11 protein-coding genes are annotated in these 17,590 nt (G+C 40.1%); 5 read left to right on the forward strand and 6 right to left on the reverse strand.

The window, feature by feature from the left end; translation table 11 throughout:
* Positions 1–79: 79 nt before the first annotated feature.
* The 3 genes from DPX34_RS07790 to DPX34_RS07800 form a co-directional block, all read right to left on the reverse strand.
* Positions 80–4,909 (reverse strand): family 31 carbohydrate-binding protein, encoded by a 4,830-nt coding sequence (locus DPX34_RS07790; RefSeq protein ID WP_111977848.1) that lies wholly within the window; start codon positions 4,907–4,909, stop codon positions 80–82.
* A 399-nt stretch (positions 4,910–5,308) separates the two neighbouring features.
* On the reverse strand, positions 5,309–6,466 hold the full coding sequence (locus DPX34_RS07795) for a helix-turn-helix domain-containing protein (protein ID WP_111977849.1): 1,158 nt from the start codon (positions 6,464–6,466) through the stop codon (positions 5,309–5,311).
* Positions 6,467–6,571: 105 nt separating this feature from the next.
* On the reverse strand, positions 6,572–7,546 hold the full coding sequence (locus tag DPX34_RS07800; protein ID WP_111977850.1) for a LysR family transcriptional regulator: 975 nt from the start codon (positions 7,544–7,546) through the stop codon (positions 6,572–6,574).
* Between the two features lie 102 nt (positions 7,547–7,648).
* Between DPX34_RS07800 and DPX34_RS07805 the strand changes: the two genes are divergently transcribed.
* The 3 genes from DPX34_RS07805 to DPX34_RS07815 all read left to right on the forward strand — a co-directional run bounded on the left by DPX34_RS07805 (position 7,649) and on the right by DPX34_RS07815 (position 12,486).
* On the forward strand, positions 7,649–8,566 hold the full coding sequence (locus DPX34_RS07805; RefSeq protein WP_157964653.1) for a sodium-dependent bicarbonate transport family permease: 918 nt from the start codon (positions 7,649–7,651) through the stop codon (positions 8,564–8,566).
* Between the two features lie 10 nt (positions 8,567–8,576).
* Entirely contained in the window at positions 8,577–11,138 is a 2,562-nt protein-coding gene (gene ppc / locus DPX34_RS07810) for a phosphoenolpyruvate carboxylase (protein WP_111977852.1), read from the forward strand.
* A 610-nt stretch (positions 11,139–11,748) separates the two neighbouring features.
* The gene (locus tag DPX34_RS07815; RefSeq protein ID WP_111977853.1) at positions 11,749–12,486 is read left to right on the forward strand and encodes an AraC family transcriptional regulator; all 738 of its coding nucleotides are present in this window, start codon (positions 11,749–11,751) and stop codon (positions 12,484–12,486) included.
* A 496-nt stretch (positions 12,487–12,982) separates the two neighbouring features.
* Here DPX34_RS07815 and DPX34_RS07820 read toward each other — a convergent pair whose 3' ends face one another.
* Together DPX34_RS07820 and DPX34_RS07825 are read right to left on the reverse strand one after the other, a co-directional pair.
* Entirely contained in the window at positions 12,983–13,999 is a 1,017-nt protein-coding gene (locus DPX34_RS07820; protein WP_111977854.1) for a tetratricopeptide repeat protein, read from the reverse strand.
* Positions 14,000–14,120: 121 nt separating this feature from the next.
* A complete protein-coding gene (locus tag DPX34_RS07825) occupies positions 14,121–14,912 on the reverse strand; it encodes a CZB domain-containing protein (protein WP_111977855.1) in 792 nt (263 codons plus the stop codon).
* 148 nt (positions 14,913–15,060) lie between these two features.
* Here DPX34_RS07825 and DPX34_RS07830 point away from each other — a divergent pair, with 148 nt between their 5' ends.
* Together DPX34_RS07830 and DPX34_RS21710 are read left to right on the forward strand one after the other, a co-directional pair.
* The gene (locus tag DPX34_RS07830; RefSeq protein WP_111977856.1) at positions 15,061–16,428 is read left to right on the forward strand and encodes an SLC13 family permease; all 1,368 of its coding nucleotides are present in this window, start codon (positions 15,061–15,063) and stop codon (positions 16,426–16,428) included.
* 131 nt (positions 16,429–16,559) lie between these two features.
* Positions 16,560–16,709: a hypothetical protein gene (locus DPX34_RS21710; protein ID WP_157964654.1), complete on the forward strand. Its 150-nt coding sequence runs from the start codon at positions 16,560–16,562 to the stop codon at positions 16,707–16,709.
* 141 nt (positions 16,710–16,850) lie between these two features.
* Here the strand turns inward: DPX34_RS21710 and DPX34_RS07835 are convergent, their stop codons facing one another.
* Positions 16,851–17,426, reverse strand: coding sequence for a hypothetical protein (locus DPX34_RS07835; RefSeq protein WP_111977857.1), 576 nt, complete (start codon positions 17,424–17,426; stop codon positions 16,851–16,853).
* Positions 17,427–17,590 lie beyond the last annotated feature (164 nt).

The raw sequence follows: 17,590 nt of genomic DNA on the forward strand, positions 1-17,590 counted from the left end.
TTAAAAAATAAAAACCACGGCCCTGCGACCGTGGTTTTTCTTTAAATCCATTTGTTAAAATGTATTAAGTTTTAATGGGTTAAAGTGTTTTAATAAATTTAACCACTTGAGCTTGCTCTTGTGTGCTTAAACTATTGAAAGCAGCACGCGAGGCGGCACCATCATTAGAGTGTTGTTGGATAGCATCTTCTATTGAATCGGCCCCCCCATCATGCATGAACAAGGTTGCTTTACCGTTACGTTCGAGTAAGTCGATGTTTTGACCTAAACCCCATAAAGGCGCAGTACGGAAGTTACCACCATTGACATTCCATAATTTCATATCCGTGTAAGGGCGGATCGCAATATTACGGAACTCAACTGGCGCATCTTCACGCGTGACTTGTGTAACTTGATGACAGGTTGCACATTGAGCTTCATGGAATAACGCTTCACCTGCGGCGATATCGTCATCGGCATAAGTGGCGTATTCACGCACAGGCACATGGAGCGTTTCGGTATAAACCACGACTTGATCAAATACTTCTTCGCCTATATCGGCTGGTGTTAAGCCTAAATCAGCTAATAATGCATTTTCAGCTTGCTCACGCACGGTAGCGGCTGAGCCGTCCCAAGTTAGGCCAACCTCTGCGCCTTTGATCCACTCGAGTAAACCCACACCGTAAGTTGGTGGTGCTAAACGCGGGCCTTTAGCGGTTTCAACAACGAAGTCTGAACGACCATCACGAAAGTGACAATCTCCACATGAGCCTTGACCTGCATCTTTTTGACTGATGCCATTGATGTCTTTAATTTCACGACTGCCAGCAAAACCAGTTGAACCTGGCTTGGCTTGTGATACTTGTGCCATACCATGAAACGCATCATGCCCTTTCAAGAATGCATCCACTTTTTCTGCTTCTTGCACGGTTGTGATTTGTTGGGTAAAGCGTGCGTTACGCTCGTCGGTATCAACAGGGTTACAACCATCTGAATGCACCATTCGTACACCGGCTCGCCCTGATGAGTTAAGCCGAGGATCACCCGTTGAAGTGGTAAAACCTTGACCTACCGTGGTGTTTTGCATGGTGTTGTAGATTTGTGAACTAATCGATGTGCCACCCGGGAAGTTGTTTTGAGCGCTACCAAAGGTCGCTTCCCAACTGATTATTTGACCATAATCAAATTTACCCGGTGCCATTGGGTTATTAGCATTGATCATATATTGTGGACCTTGGCAATTACCCGCGCCCCATTCAAATGCTTCTATGCGTAAAATACTACCGTTTGCATGTGGTTGAATTTGAAACTCATTAGGGCCATCAACATAGGTTGTGGTGTAACGCTCTAAACCGCTAAGTAAAGAGGTGTTGTAAGGCATCGCATCAAAGGTGATGAACTCTTCAGGACGATCACGTGAATGTGGATGACCATGTCTTTGCCAGTTAGCACTGGTGTATGTTTTAGTATCACGATTTCGTGGATCAAATCGATCGGTTGGATTGGTTTCGTCATAAACAAATAAGGCCGTATAAACCCAATTGTCTTCTGGTTGGTTGTTAACCGTGCCAAAAATGCGGTAGCGCAAGAAGTAATAAAATTCACCGTAGCATGATGCAGGTATTTCAGCTTTATAAGGACCCGCTAACGTACCGGGCATAGAAGCTTTATGGAATTGTATTTGGTTATTTGAACAATACAGCTCAAGCTGTGGATCTTTTGCTTGCACAGGGGCACCTGGACCACCATAAGGTGAGAACTGCGTAATTAAACCTGCTGTGTTGCCGTTAATTGCACTTGGACGCCACGTGAGTTCACGACCTTCGATGTCGATTGCAAAACCAAAACCACTGGGTTCTAAACCGTTAACGGCCGCTTTAAGCGCTGGTGCCGGGTTTTTAACAAGCGGTAATTGTGGAATTAAATCAGCTTCGGCTAATGCCCAACCTGAAATATTTGCTCCGGCTGTTGTCGCCGCAGAGGTGTCACCAATAAAGAAGTAGAGCGGTTGTTGATTATATGTGACGTGATAATCGGTTACCGTGACGGTTTCATCACAAGCATTGGTTGTCGTTGTTGTGCGTTCAATCGTGCCAAACGTACCGGTTAAACCGCCTGCGCTGTTTAAATCTGACGGTTTGGCTACGACAACTTTAGGCCAGTTTTCTTCACAATTACCTGAACAATGACTGATGTTGTCTAAATCATTAGCAAAGGTATATAAAGCATAACCTTGTTGACCGGTTGCTTCGCCACCAATTAAGCGTGCTTTTGAATTTAACGCATCCGTAACCACCATGCCAACGGTTTGCTTAGGTGCTGCAATTGTAGGCGTATTGGCTGTGTTGCTTGTGGTATTGCTTGCGGTGTTACTTGGCGAATAACATTGTGCATCGTTAATGCCTTCACCGGGCTTAACTGAGAATGAATGAATACATTGACCGGTATTAAATTCACCGCCTTGTAAACGCATTTCTAGTTCATAGGTTGTGTCGGTATTAACCGAGCCTAAATCGACTTCGTAGCGATAGTAGCTTTCACCCGATTGTGTTGTATGTAGAACCGTTTGACCCGCTACGTTAGGTGCGCTGCCGATAAGTCCCCATACTGCAAAACCTCGTGATGCGCCGGCGACTTCTTGATGATAAGCAATGCCACTTGTTGTGATACCCGCTTCAAAACCATCACCAAATTCAGCTGCTGGATCACTTGAGCCTGTATCGCCGTTATCAATATTGCACTGATGTGGGTCAACAGGGTCGACAGGGTCAACAGGGTCAACAGGGTCAACAGGGTTGACTGGGTCGAAAGGGTCGACAGGGTCGACAGGGTCAACAGGGTCAACAGGGTCAACAGGGTCAATAGGGTCAACAGGGTCAACAGGGTCAACAGGGTCAACAGGGTCAACAGGGTCAACAGGGTCAACAGGGTCGACAGGGTCGACAGGGTCGACAGGGTCGACTGGGTCAATAGGGTCAATAGGGTCAATAGGGTCGACTGGGTCAATAGGGTCAGACACTACGTTCCCGCCTCTGAAGTCAGTACAGTCGGATTCAAAAACACCTGAACCGACTTCGATATTCGCGCCAAAAATACACTGACCAGTTGCATTGTCTTGTATTTTAAACTCAATTGAATGTGTACCTGTGGTCAAATCACTCGAACGCTCCCAACGGTCGCCTACGAGAGTCGCTGCACGACAGTCACCGCCAATACATAGGTAGTTCCAACTGGCTGATTGATTACCCGCATAGTGATATACCGTGCCATCAGCTTTTATCCCAAAAGCGTAAGTAATTTCTTCTATTGAACCTTCATCACTGAAATCACCATTATCCGTGTTATCCGTGTTATCCGTGTTATCCGTGTTATCCGTGTTATCCGTGTTATCCGTATTATCCGTATTATCTGAGTTATCAGAAGATCCATTACCTGTGAAATCATTACACTCAGAGATTAATGATCCCGAACCCACTTCAACCGCGGTTGCGGCAAATAAGCATTGACCTGTCGCATTGTCTTGTACTTTAAATTCAATATTATAAGTACCTGATGTAACGCCTGTTTCACGTTCCCAGCGGCCATTAATTAATGTACCTGGACGACAATCACTGTCTAAACAGAGGTATTGCCAAGTCGCACTTTGCCCACCATCGTAGTGATATAAGGTGCCGTCTGCTTCAAGACCAAATGCAAAACCATTTGGCGTGCCGGTATTACTTGAGTTACCTAAGTTATCGGTATCACCCGAATCGTCGGTATTACCAGAGTCATCGGTATTACCTGAATCGTCAGTGTTACCTGAGTCATCAGTATTACCTGAGCCATCGGTATTGTCATCTTGAGTCCAAACTTCAGCTCCATTTAACAAGGTATCAAATAAAGTAACTGATGCATTTAACCAATCGCTTTGTGTTGTTTCGGCTAGCCATTTTGCTTGGATCGTTGAGTTTGCTTCAACGCGGGTATCACCCCAGTAGCCTTCACCATAAGGAGGAGCCCATTTTGCTTGACTGTCCCAATCGGCGTTTATGTAAGCGGCAATTTTAATAACATCGTCGTTAGCATCAATAAAATCAAAATAGTTTACAAACCATTCATCCCAAACTTGTTCAGCACTTTTTTGAATATCGGCTGCTTGGCGTTGTACTTGCGGATTATAGGTTAAATCACTAATGTCATATCGTTGTGAAGCTGATTCTGCAATCATCAACGGTTTGTTTTTAGCGCGTGCAAAGTCAACAATCGGCGTTATTGCTGTGTTGTTACAATCTTGCGGTGTAAAGTAAGAAAGACCGATCCAGTCAACATATTCATCACCTGGATACCAATCTTGGAAACTACGCCCCTGATAGGCCCCCCCACAGTAACTCGCGCTTTGCCAAACCATGGCAATATTGGTTGCACCCGCTGCGGCTATTTTGTCATGCATGCGTTTCCATGCATTAATAAAAGCTGGGGCATCATAATGATTCCACTGGCCATCAAATTCATAGCCCCAACGAAGATAAATAGGGCGCTCCCACGCTTTTAACGTGCCAATGAGTTCATCCATTTGGCCGTCGAGTGCGCCGCTATTGATTTGATCTAATTGATTAACTAAATACACGGCAATCGCTAATGTACTGTCGCCGTAATTTGAGAATAACCGACCTGCATTATTGTTACCTGCGCCATTATCAACATCGGTTACAAAACCACCTAGGTCATTTAAACTGATGTAACCTGTCACACCACCCGGTTGTACACCGACGGCTGCAACATAGTTATCAATGCTTGTAATATCTTGCCCGACAACGAGTAATTTTTTGCCATCGGGTGGAAGAAGAGGGCCTTCAACAGCGACTGCTGATGTACTCATCGCCATCATTAACGCGGATAATTTGAACCCCTGTAATACACTTTTTCTAAAATTTTTATTATGTGTCATGAAAAACCTTACCCTAATTTGAGTTGGCTTGAAGTTAACTTCTTAATTATGTGCTGTATTAGCAATGATGAAATTACAGGTTGTTATCGTTAACATCAAGTTGTAAAAGGTATGAGTTTTGTAACATTTTATTAACTACGTAAATTTAAACTAATTGCACTTTTTAGAGATAATTAAAACCCGATTTAAACAAAGACTTGTACGTTTAGGATCAAGATTAATACCTTCAGAGACTGCATTTTAAAGCCACTTGAATAAACGTTAAGTCAACATGGGTTATAAAATGAATATATGTGTTTAGCAAATATAGACACTCAAGATAAATACGGCCTAAATAAAATATACTGCGCTGGTAACCCCCAGCTTATTGACTCAATAATGCTATTTTTGAAACGGGTTTCATGCTGTTTTTCTAAAGTGACTTGGAGTCATGCCAACGTTTTTTTTAAACAAGGTATTAAAAGACGATTTACTATTAAAACCAACTTCTTCATAAATGAGTTGAATTGATTTACGCCGCCAAGTGGGATCTTTAAGTAATTTTTTTGCATCGTTGATCCTGAACTCATTTACAAATTCGTAAAAATTCTTTTCATAGTATTGATTAATAATTTGTGAAACTTCACGAACCGGCAAGTTAACCACTTCGCTAAAAGCTTCTATTGTTAAGTTATGCTTTCGATAGCACTTTTGCTCTTGCATGATGTTAAACAAACTATCAATTTCGCTTTGAGGGTTAGCTAAATCGGTTTGAGAGGGGTGATCTGTTGTCGGGTACGGAATATTTTTTATTTTGTTGCTATGCAACAAATGTGAAAAAACAACATAGCTGACTAAGACTAATTCCCCCACATTTTTGAGGTGTGTCGTTAAATGATGTACGTACCAGTTCGCTTGGTTATACATAAAGGGGGCTAATATTTCGAGCATCCAAACGGTTAAAAAGCCGATAGCGACATTTTTTATCCATGCAAAATCAATGGTGTTTACATCTGCCGTTTGTTGTTTTAATTGGTTTGAATAACGTTTTAGATGCCAAATAGCCAATAACCCAAAAGCGGCACTTAACATAAACCCGACCATGGTAATAAAAACATGGTCGCGCCAAAAAATATCGGCCCACAAACCTTGATAGCGTTCAACAGGGTGCCAGATATAAGCCGCTATAAACATCACAAATGGGATGACGTGATATTTTTCAAATTCAAACTTGCCATAGGTCAGTGTTCGAACAAACTCATACAACAATAAACCGGGAAAATAAAATAAGAAGGGGGTTACACAAAAAATTTCTGTACTCACTGTATTATAAATTGTGTTGTAACTGCCTTTATAATAAGTCAAAAAGAAATTAAGTGACCCTAAGCTGATTGTTGCCATAAACACAGTAAACACTTTATGCGCCAACGTACTTTTTTTATGTAAAGCGAAAATCAGAGCAAATAGTAAACTTTGCGTAAAAGTGATTAATAGGATCACGTCATAAAAATTAAACGTGATGGTATGCGCACTTAACAGTAATTGAGCAACACTGCCCATTTCTGTGACCGTCGTCATAATGACTCCTAATTAATCAAAAAATAATAACCTCAAACCATTATCCTGATGTTTGGTGGTTGTTTATTGTTTGTTATTTGTTGTGTTTGTATCAATTGCGTTTTTTTATTGTGGCGAATATGATTTTTGCGTAAGGGTTTTGTGGTTTAAGGTTTTTTGGGCTTTTATGTTGTGTTTGGCGAGCTCAGTGCGACCTTCATTTTGCATAAATTGATAAAATAACGTCGCTAAATTTGAAGGGTTGCGGTTTTTGGTTCGAACTAAAAACCAAGTACTTTCGATCGGCATTTCATCTACCGCTAAAATCACTAGCCCACTTTCAAGAATGTAATCGAGGGTGTGACGACTAAGAATAGCTAAACCTAAATCGGCTACAACGGCGTGTTTTATGGCTTCGTTACTTTCGATTGTCATTTTTTCTTTAAGTTTTAGGTTATGTTGTTTGCAGAAAATATCGATGGTTCTACGTGTGCCTGAACCGTGTTCACGCATAATAAAAGGGTAATGAGCTAATCGAGCTAGACTAATGTGAGGTTGACGTGTCAATTCGTGTTTTTCTGGTGCCACGACGACCAGCGGGTTATCTAAAAAAGGTTCACTTATGATATTTTCATTATCGGGACAATGGCTGAATATATAAAAATCGTCTTTGTTTTCTTTGAGTCGTTTGATGACCTGCGAACGATTACCAATGTTTAACTCTACATCAATTAGTGGATATTTTTTGCAAAATGAACCAAGCAATAAAGGTAAAAAATATTTGGCCGTTGAGACGACACACAAGCGTAACTTACCTGATTTTATTCCCTTTAAATCATCTAACTGGCTATTTAAATTATCGAGTGAATCAAAAATTTCATTAGACGCTTTTAATATAGCAAAGCCAGCTTCGGTTAACTCGATGGTTTTACTATTGGCTTGATATAGGCTGACCTCATAAAGCTCACTTAACTTTTTAAGTTGGATAGAAACCGAAGGTTGCGAGATGAATAACTTTTGGGCAACGAGCGAAATATTTTTATAGTGAGCCAATGCTTGCAGTATTTGTAATTGCCGCAAAGTGGGTGTTCTATTTTGCATGGTATAGCCTTTTGTCTATTGTTGTTATATTTATTATATATTTTTAATTATTGTGTTGGCAGCATAATATCGCGCTATCTTATTTTAACAACGTTGATCTTTATGCCTGATATTTTAGCTGTCTTCTTTTTAGTTGCTTTAGTGACAAATCGTTTAGGCGTAGATTTACGCTTGCCTGATGCTGCCTATCAATTATTAACTTACATATTATTAATCACCATTGGGTTAAAAGGTGGGCAAGCAATTAGTGCTAATACGAGTTTCACTTTGGTTGGCCACAGCGTTGTTGTTATGTTTTTAGGTGTGGTGCTAATGTTTGTTGCGCTTGCCTTGATTCATTTATTTTCTAACCTTAATAAAGCAGACAAAGTGTCACTCGCTGCGCATTATGGCTCAGTGAGTGTCGGAACATTTGCTGTTGCGGTGAGCTATTTAGAAGTTAACAACATTGAATACAGTTCTGTTATAAATTTATTTGTCGCGTTGCTTGAATTACCGGCCATTGTAGTAGGCTTATGGTTATTAAGTGATAAGCAAAGCAAAGTGAATTTACGAACCATTTTGGCGCATAAAAGCCTAGCACTTATCGTAATGGGGATGTTTATTGGTGCATTGTATGGTGATGTTGCTCAACCTATGATTAAAAATTTGCAGCCTATGTTCGGGGTGATGTTGGCGCTATATTTAATTCACATGGGGGCTCTAGCGGGTGAGCAGCTTGATAAGATAGGCCCTAATAAAATATTTATCTGTTTATTTGCACTTGTGATGCCACTGGTTGGCGCTGCAATTGCATTCTTTTTTGCAATGTTAATGCAATTAGATGTGGGAACGGCGGCATTACTCGCAACCTTAGGTGCAAGTGCATCGTATATTGCGGTGCCAGCTGTATTTTCACAAGTTCATCCAGAAGCGAATATTAGCCAAGCTTTAGTGGCTTCTTTAGCGATTACTTTTAGTTTTAACGTGATTTTGGGTATTAAGTGGTACACCCAAATAGCATTTTATCTTTATTCATAATGGAGTACGTATGTTAGAACCCATTCAACAGAATGTTCGTGATTTAGGTGTGTTATTGGGCAAAACGATTGCAGCCGATCAAGGTGAGCAGTGGTTAGATAGCATTGAGACGGTGCGCTTACAAGGTCGAGATATTGCATTAGGTGATAAAGACGCAATAAAGGCACTACAAGATAAATTTGCAGGTTGTACCGAGCAAGAATTACTTATTTATGCTCGTGCATTTAGTCAGTTTTTAAACTTGGTTAATGTGGCTGAACAACAATATACAACAAGCCAACAAGGTTTAGCTGAGCTTGAAGTGCCGCATCCTTTAGAAGCATTGAAAGATAAAATAGGTCAAGTCTCTCCGGCCAAATTTAAACAAGCACTTGATAAACTGCATATCGAATTAGTTTTAACGGCACATCCAACAGAAGTTAACCGCCGCACGTTTATTCATAAATATAACCAAATTGGCCAAGAGTTAGATATTCATAATGATGCCAATTCAGATCGCGTGGCAGAGTTAGTTGAGCAAGCTTGGTATACCGGCGAAATTCGCCAGCAACGCCCAACACCGCTTGATGAATCACGTTGGGGTTTAAATACCGTGGCCAATAGTTTTTGGCATGCAGTACCTAAATTTATTAAAGAGTTAGATACGTTAGCATTAGAACTGACAGGTGAGGTTTTACCCGAAAGCTACACGCCTGTAACTATGGCTAGCTGGATGGCGGGTGACCGTGATGGTAACCCTTTTGTTACTGCCGAGTTAAGCACGCAAGCTTTAATTAATGCACGTTTAATGGCGTGCAAGTTATATTTAAAAGATTTTGAAAAGCTATATTTAGAATTATCGATGACAAAGGCGACGGCTGATTTAATTGACGCTGACGAAAGCCAAGTAGGGCCTTACCGTAATCAATTAAAGCAAGTAATTGATTTATTAAAAGTGAGTATTGACCAACTGCAGCAAGGTGAAACTAAGGCGGTGCTTGATGATTCAGAGCAGTTAAGAAAGCCACTGCAAAAATGTCGTCAAAGCTTACTTAACGTGGGTTTAAAGCATGTGGCTAATTCATTAGTACTTGATTTGATCCGTAAAGTTAACTGTTTTGGTATCTCGTTAGTTAAATTAGATATTCGTCAACACAGTGAAAGACATGACAGTGCATTAAGTGAGATAACTCAAGCGCTTGATATGGGCGATTATTTAACGTGGGATGAAGCTGAACGCCAAACTTTTTTATTAGCTGAGATTAATAACCCGCGTCCACTCTTACCAAAGCGCAGTTGGAGTGCGGATACGCAAGAAGTATTAAATACGTATGCGATGATTGCTTCACAACCGGCTGAATTATTCGGCTTGTATATTATTTCAATGGCGAGTGAAGTCAGCGATGTGCTAGCGGTTAATTTGTTATTAAAAGCCTCAGGTGTGAACTGGAATATGCCAATTGCACCCTTATTTGAAACCTTAGATGATTTAAATAATGCACCGGCTGTTATGTCTGAGTTGCTTAATATTGAAAGCTATCGCGGATATTGTAACGATCAGCATAACGTGATGATTGGGTACAGTGATTCGGCTAAAGATGCCGGAGTGTTGGCGGCAACGTGGGGGCAATATCAATGCCAAGAGAAATTAGTTGAGGTTTTTGTTGAGCAAAATATTGAACTAAAATTATTCCATGGCCGTGGTGGTACAATCGGGCGAGGGGGCGGGCCTGCTCACACAGCGATCGCGTCACAACCGCCAGGTACACTTGACGGTGGTTTACGGGTAACAGAGCAAGGCGAAACAATCCGTCATAAATTTGGTACACCTAATTTAGCGACACGTAGCTTGCACTTATATGCCTCTGCTATTTTAGAATGTTTAGTTACACCACCGCCAGTACCGACAACGGCATGGCGTGAATTAATGGAAACGATGTCTGAGCAGAGTTGTCATACTTACCGCCAATATGTGCAGGGTAATCCAGATTTTGTTAAGTATTTTAGACAAGCGACACCCGAGCAAGAACTGGCTTCTTTGCCATTGGGTTCACGTCCGAGTAAACGTAAATCAGACGGTGGTATTGAATCATTACGGGCAATCCCTTGGATTTTCGCTTGGAGTCAAAATCGTTTAGTTGTACCCAGTTGGTTAGGTTTAGGCAGCGCATTAAAAACGGCTTATCAAGATAATGCGCAATTAATGAAAGAAATGCTTAAACAGTGGCCTTACTTTTATTCACGTATTTCGTTAACCGAAATGGTTTATGTTAAGTCAGACAGTCAAGTGTCGGCTTTATACGATGAAGCGTTAGTGAGCCCAGAGTTAAAATCAATGGGCTCAGACTTACGTCAACAATTATCAGACGATGAAGAAACGGTATTAACTTTACTGGATCAAAAGCAATCGCTTGAACATAACCCATGGATATTAAGCTCATTTGACTTAAGACGTCCTTATTTAGCGCCGCTGCATATTTTACAAATTGAAGCACTAAAACGTTTACGCGCTCAACCAGAACACCCTGATAATGAACAGGTCTTAATGGTGACTATGGCTGGTATTGCCACCGGCATGCGTAATACGGGTTAATTATACCGGTTAATCATACTGATTTTGATCGTGTAAAATCGTTCTACGTTGAAACCGTGATCTGTAAAGGTCACGGTTTTTTTATGTGTTTTTTATTTGAATGCGATAAATTCGGCGTGCTAAAGTGAAGTCATTATGGTTACATATAGTCAAAGCGATCGGGTTTTAGGGGCAGGTTTCTAGTTCCAGACGAAACCTAAGTACTTACATCCATGTAAGCAAAGTCGTCAAAGCTACCGCGTCCTGCTCTCGCCCCTTACCTGCATCCATGCAGGCAAAGCTACCGCGTCCTGCTCTCGCCCCTTACCTGCATCCATGCAGGCAAGCTTCGAGACCCCATGAGCATATGCTCTATTATGTGATTGGGGCCGCCTAAATGGATTTAGGTGTTAGAACGACGCAGGAGCCAAAGTCGAGAGTAAGCGCTGACAATGAACCATAAAACCTGAGCGAGAAGACTATACAAGTGATATCAACCTAAGTCGTTGTTCTGTAGGTCGGTTTTAAAACGCGGTTATCGCGTTTGTTAACCCGTTAAAGCGATCTGCAATTAATGATGGTTGTATTAGACTCAAGTGACTTGGAAATACATTTATAAAAGGCTAGCGAAATGAGTGAATTGTTAAAAGAGTCTAACGCTTTTTTGCAAACCATGGGCATGCAGCAAATTGTTGATATGTTTGATTTACTACCGGATGCTTTATTTTGGGTTAAAAATACAGATAATCAATTTGTTTATGCTAATCGCAGTTTTCTCGACTTACATGCATTAAAAACACTCGACATGTTAATTGGTAAAACAGATTATGATCTGTCACCTGCTTATTTAGCTAAACAATATGCAACCGATGATGAAAAAGTCAAAGCAGGGCAGGTCGTGACTGATCGCCTTGAAATGAACGTAACTAAAAAAGGTGATGTGGCTTGGTTTTCGACTTCTAAGCGGGCGATCATTGACGGTGATGAACAAGTGATGGGCACGTATGGCGTGACCCGACATTTATACAAAAAAACGGCGGCTTTAACCAGTGTAGAGGCCGTGCGCATTCCAGTGGATTTTGTGCGCTCTCATTATGCAGATAATATTACGGTTGAGCAATTGGCAGAGGTGGCACATTTATCAGTTAGTGCTTTAGAGCGACGCTTTAAAAAATATTTAAGTAAAACACCTAAACAGTTTATTAATGAAGTGCGCTTAGAAAATGCCCGACAGTTATTAATGGAAACCGATAAAACCATTTCGCAAATTGTATTTGAATCCGGTTTCACCGATCATAGTTATTTCAGCAAGCAATTTAAAATATTGTTTGGTGACATACCGTCTGTTTATCGCTCTAACCAAGTTTAATTCATTTATAGTCTTCTCGCTCAGGTTTTATGGTTCATTGTCAGCGCTTACTCTCGACTTTGGCTCCTGCGTCGTTCTAACACCTAAATCCATTTAGGCGGCCCCAATCACATAATAGAGCATATGCTCATGGCGTCTCGAAGCTTGACGGCTTTGCTTACATGGAAGTAAGTACTTAGGTTTCGTCTGGAACTAGAAACCTGCCCCCTAAAACCCGATCGCTTTGACTATAATAGCAATCCGTAATAATAAGTGCCCACTCAGCGAGCGTTTAAAATGCGCTTAAATGAAAGAGTAGTGGTGCTCTTTTGAGTTTGAGCAATACAGAGTAAGCGCATTTAAAACTCGCATGAAAGGAATGCCCCAGCGGCTTTTGACCTGCGTTATCGGTATTTGAAAGGGAACAACCATTCCTGTACACCGACGCCTTGTTCAAAAACCGCTGGATGCATTCTGAGAGATCACTTATTTATATGAATTGGTATAACAGTGGGATCTAACTTTCGATATATGCTTCATCGGTATTTATTTTTATTTGAATCGCCAGTGTTTTAGCTAAGGCGATACCGTGTTCAAACTGCTCGGTATACTTTTCTTCCATTTGTTTAACCTTACTTGCAGCCGGTTTTAAACCATTCTCTGCCGCCAGTTGTAACCACGCTATTGCTGTTTCTATGTTTATTTCGGTGCCTTCACCAATAAAATAAGCGCGACCTAGTGCGCCCATGGCTTTTGAATTACCATTAATAGCGGCTTGTTCAAATAATTCGGTTGCTTTGGTAAATTTGTTTTCTTCCCTGTACTGATAAGCTTGTTTGACTAACTGGTCAAAATCTAATTTTTCAGGGACATCGGTATTTGCTGTGTTATTGACTTTATGCCGTTCAGACGTTAATGGTGTTGATTGCGGTTGATCTAAATTTTTAGCAACCGGGGTGATGTCACGCTCGATTGGATTTTCTTTATCGCGTAAAGCCAAAACAACCGTATCGTATCGGTTGTTGAGTTGCGCTAATGTATTTTGTTGCGCTAGCATTTGTTGTTGATAAAAATCAGAATCTTTTTCTAGTTTTTCGATGTGATGACTTAATGCAAGCAATTGTTCTTTATGTGCCGCTTTTATATCGTCAATATGGTCTGCATACTGCTGCTTGGCTTGAAGTAAGCGGTCTTGATAATGTTGTTGAATATCTGAAGTGTGATCGTCTTTTACTTTTTCAACACGCCGTAACATAGTTTGCATACTGACTTCATAAGCACGACGTAATTCATCAAACCATTTAAAAACGGTTCCGGGAATTTTTTCTTTTTCAACGGGGTTAGATGAATTAGGAAATAACGATATCAGTTGGTTTTTATCGAAATAAACTAAGTCCTGTTCCGTTTTGGTTAAGGGCATTATGCTGTTTATATTATGATCGGGTTTATATCGATTAATCGTATCTAATATGATGGCTTGTGAGGCGCCTGTTATATCTGTTGCTTGCTCAAGCGTTATCCATTCAACTTGCATTTTGATGACCTAAAACTAATTTGAGCGAGATTTTAGCAAAACTTGCATAAAGTTACAGCTTTATAAAGCCTGTTACTTTATGCAATTGTGCAGAGCGTTTAAGGTTGGTGTTTAAAATGCGTTATAAAAAAGCTTCAGGTTTTAATAATAAGCTGTTTTTACCGGCGGTGGTAATTAAGCCAATAATCATATTTTTTACTCGGCCATCAATCGCACCAGTATGAACCTCTAAATCTTTTAGCTCTCTGATCTCTTCATCTTCAACGTGTAATGAATCTTCAACGTTGTCTACAACAAAACCTAGAGAAGGTTGACGACCATCAATGGTCGTAAACACCGTGACCGGTTTATATGACGCTTTTACGTGTTCACGAGCGGTTTCAAATAAACGTTTGATAGTGGCTAAGCTGCCATTGCGTTCTTGGGTTAATAATTGCAATGCCTTTTGTGTTTCGCCATCATTATTAAGGGCGATAACCTGACTCGCGGCATTAAAAAGCTGTTGGCGAGGCGCTTGCATTTTTTGTAAAACATCGATGAGGTCAACATTTTGGCTGTTAAAAGTATCGTACCATTTGCCAAACTCTGTTTGTATTGGGTCAGTTGGTTGCGAAAATACCTGTTTATTACCAATAGCATCTTCTAATAAATCAAGCCAATGTGCGTGTTCTTTTTCGCCTTTATGAAGAATATCAATTAATACTTGATTGGTTTTTTGTGTAGATTGTTTGTTCATTGCAATACCCAAATCATAGATAGGAGTAGGCACGCCCATAAAATCTTTTATACCTAAAAATGATGCATCTTCTGAGGGAACCGATGTTTGTGCATTATCAAATTTTTCGGTTAATAATATATTTAAAATATTGAAAGCAACGATGCGATTGCCAACACTAAAATTAACAACTTCCATATGATTTTATTCACTATTTAGTAAGTGTAACGATGTATAGCTTAACTTTAGCTAATGAATGCTAAAATACCCAATATAATATGTTTTAAAAATGTAATTAAGTACAATAAAAATTAATTAGTCTTAAATGTCATAAGGAAAAGACGCTATGCGCTCCCCTCTCTTTTTAGGTCCATTATTCGCGATGGGTTTATATTTTATTTGTACTTATTTCGAGATTAGCCACGAAATCAGTATTACGCTTGCCATTACTCTGCTGGTTGCAGCTTGGTGGGTAACCGAAGCATTACCTATTCCAGTGACTTCATTGGTTCCTTTTGTTTTGTTTCCGCTTGCTGGCATTATCGATCACAAAACGGCAGCAAGTGCGTTAGGCAGCCATGTCATCTTGTTATTGATGGGCGCTTTTATGTTATCAAAAGCGGTTGAAAAAAGTGGGGTTAACGATAGGTTGGCTTTAAGTTTGGTCAACTTTTTAGGTAAAGATAAACCCCAGCGCGTGGTATTAGGGTTTATGATTTCAGCCGCATTAATGAGTATGTGGATTAGTAATACTGCCACGACCTTAATGCTTTTACCGATGGCATTAGCGGTTATCGCGTCAGTTAACAACAAGCGTTTTGCAACGGTTTTACTGTTAGGTATTGCCTATGCAGCTAATATTGGCGGTATGGGCACACCGATTGGCACTCCGCCCAACGTTATTTTATTGGCTATTTACGAACAAGAATTTGGTCGGAGTATTTCATTTTTAGAATGGATGAGCATGGGATTACCGGTTGTTTGTATTGGTGTGCCACTCTGTGCTTATTGGTTAACGCGAGGGATGACGTTAAATTTATCGTTTGAGTTACCCAAAGTACAGGCTTGGCGCTCGGCTGAAAAAAGAGTGTTGTTAGTATTTGGTTTAACCGCCTTAGCGTGGATTTTTAAACAAGCGCCTTTTGGTGGATGGACAGGATTATTGGGGGATATCAAAGTCGGTGATAGTACGATTGCGTTAGCAGGCGTTTGTTTGATGTTTTTAATTCCTGAAGGTGATAACAAAAAAGGGCGTTTGCTTGATTGGCAAACGGCAAATCAAATACCCTGGGGGATGTTGCTTTTATTTGCAGGCGGTATTTGTATTGCTAAGGCGTTTCAGGCGAGTGGCTTAAGTGAATTAATGGGCGAAGGATTATCCCAATTAGCCTTTTTCCCACCGTTATTAATGATTGGCCTCATTACGTTGTCAGTTGTGTTTTTAACTGAAATTACCAGTAATACGGCGACAACCACTTTGTTGATGCCGATATTGGCTATTGCGGGTATTTCAGCTGGCCTTGACCCTATTTTGTTAATGTTACCTGCCGCATTAAGTGCGAGTTGTGCTTTTATGTTACCAGTGGCGACCGCACCTAATGCAATTGTTTATAGTACAAATCGTTTTAAAATTGCCGACATGGCAAGAGAAGGCTTAGTGATAAATTTATTGATGATTGTCGTTATCACATTAATGTGTTTTTGGCTAATATAGTGGTTAATGTAATGGGTTTGTAAATAAAATGTAAATGCAGATAAAAACACTGTCTTTTTGAGATATGTCTTACATGCACTTTTTGAGGCGCTGACTACAATCTATTTACCACCAGCAAGAAGGAGATTGAAATGTCGGGTTTGGTAAGTATCTTTGCTTTTTCTATGATGATTGTGATGGCATCAGTAGTTATTGGTTGTACTTCAATGTTTTTCAATTCGTTACTGCAACGAAGTGATAATGTTTTAGGCTGGATAAATTTATTGTTGCGTGGTAAGTAAGACTTAGGCTTTATTTGATTGAACGGATTTCATGATAATAAAGGCTAATTGATTTAAATGTTGTTCTCTGTGTGTTGTATAGTCCCAACCTTAAGCTGCATATTTTATGCAGCTTTTTTTTTGTTTAAAATTTAAGTCTGCTTATTGGTTTTTTTGCTTCCATAATTTATCAAATTCTATTTTTTGTGCTTTTTCTAGCTTATTACACCAAACAAACATTTTTATTTCGAGTGTACCGGTGCATTCCGGTGAAGGTGTAAACCATGCATTCCAGGCTTTTAATTTTTTAGAAATAGTCGGTTTTGCTCTGGCTTTATTTACCCTATCACTCGCTGGGCCAATCTCCGCTATCTGTTCTTCGCTTAACTCTATATTATGTTTTTTTAAAATAGCTTTGCTGGATAGCTTTGGTTTCGTATTACTTAAATCTATATTTTGCTGTTGACCTCGCTTAACCACTTTTTTGGGTTTGTTTATGGCTGCGACGCCTGTTTCAGGAAAACACGTTTTATCAACATGCTTAAATAGTTCATCTTGGTAGCTAACTAAATCTCGCCCCCATTTTTTAGTTTCGCCTTGCTTTAATAATGCTTGCACACGCTTTAATTGGGTTTGCGAGAAATTACATTCTGGGGTGTTGGTATTCGCTTGGTTTGCATGAGCAGGATTAATCAATGTAAAAAAGATTAGCAGGCTAATATACGGGGTTATTTTCATGTTTTAGTTGTTATTAATTCTGAATTGCCGACACCTTAACGACTTATCACAGGTGGTTCAAGATAAGATTAGGCGAGTAGGGAATTATTCGCGCTTAATGTTTTGGTTTTAATCAAAAAATCATTTGGTTTTTTTATCTGATTGTTACTTTTTAAAGCTTTAGA

Source organism: Algibacillus agarilyticus (genome assembly GCF_003286125.1).
Taxonomy (GTDB): Bacteria; Pseudomonadota; Gammaproteobacteria; order Enterobacterales; family Alteromonadaceae; genus Algibacillus; species Algibacillus agarilyticus.

Excerpts from the sequence above, each read along its gene's own strand:
- DPX34_RS07815 (WP_111977853.1), top strand. The coding sequence starts at position 11,749 with ATGAGTGAATTGTTAAAAGAGTCTAACGCTTTTTTGCAAACCATGGGC.
- DPX34_RS21710 (WP_157964654.1), top strand. The coding sequence starts at position 16,560 with ATGTCGGGTTTGGTAAGTATCTTTGCTTTTTCTATGATGATTGTGATG.
- DPX34_RS07835 (WP_111977857.1), bottom strand. The coding sequence starts at position 17,426 with ATGAAAATAACCCCGTATATTAGCCTGCTAATCTTTTTTACATTGATT.
- DPX34_RS07800 (WP_111977850.1), bottom strand. The coding sequence starts at position 7,546 with ATGCAAAATAGAACACCCACTTTGCGGCAATTACAAATACTGCAAGCA.
- ppc (WP_111977852.1), top strand. The coding sequence starts at position 8,577 with ATGTTAGAACCCATTCAACAGAATGTTCGTGATTTAGGTGTGTTATTG.
- DPX34_RS07805 (WP_157964653.1), top strand. The coding sequence starts at position 7,649 with ATGCCTGATATTTTAGCTGTCTTCTTTTTAGTTGCTTTAGTGACAAAT.
- DPX34_RS07820 (WP_111977854.1), bottom strand. The coding sequence starts at position 13,999 with ATGCAAGTTGAATGGATAACGCTTGAGCAAGCAACAGATATAACAGGC.
- DPX34_RS07825 (WP_111977855.1), bottom strand. The coding sequence starts at position 14,912 with ATGGAAGTTGTTAATTTTAGTGTTGGCAATCGCATCGTTGCTTTCAAT.
- DPX34_RS07795 (WP_111977849.1), bottom strand. The coding sequence starts at position 6,466 with ATGACGACGGTCACAGAAATGGGCAGTGTTGCTCAATTACTGTTAAGT.
- DPX34_RS07830 (WP_111977856.1), top strand. The coding sequence starts at position 15,061 with ATGCGCTCCCCTCTCTTTTTAGGTCCATTATTCGCGATGGGTTTATAT.
- DPX34_RS07790 (WP_111977848.1), bottom strand. The coding sequence starts at position 4,909 with ATGACACATAATAAAAATTTTAGAAAAAGTGTATTACAGGGGTTCAAA.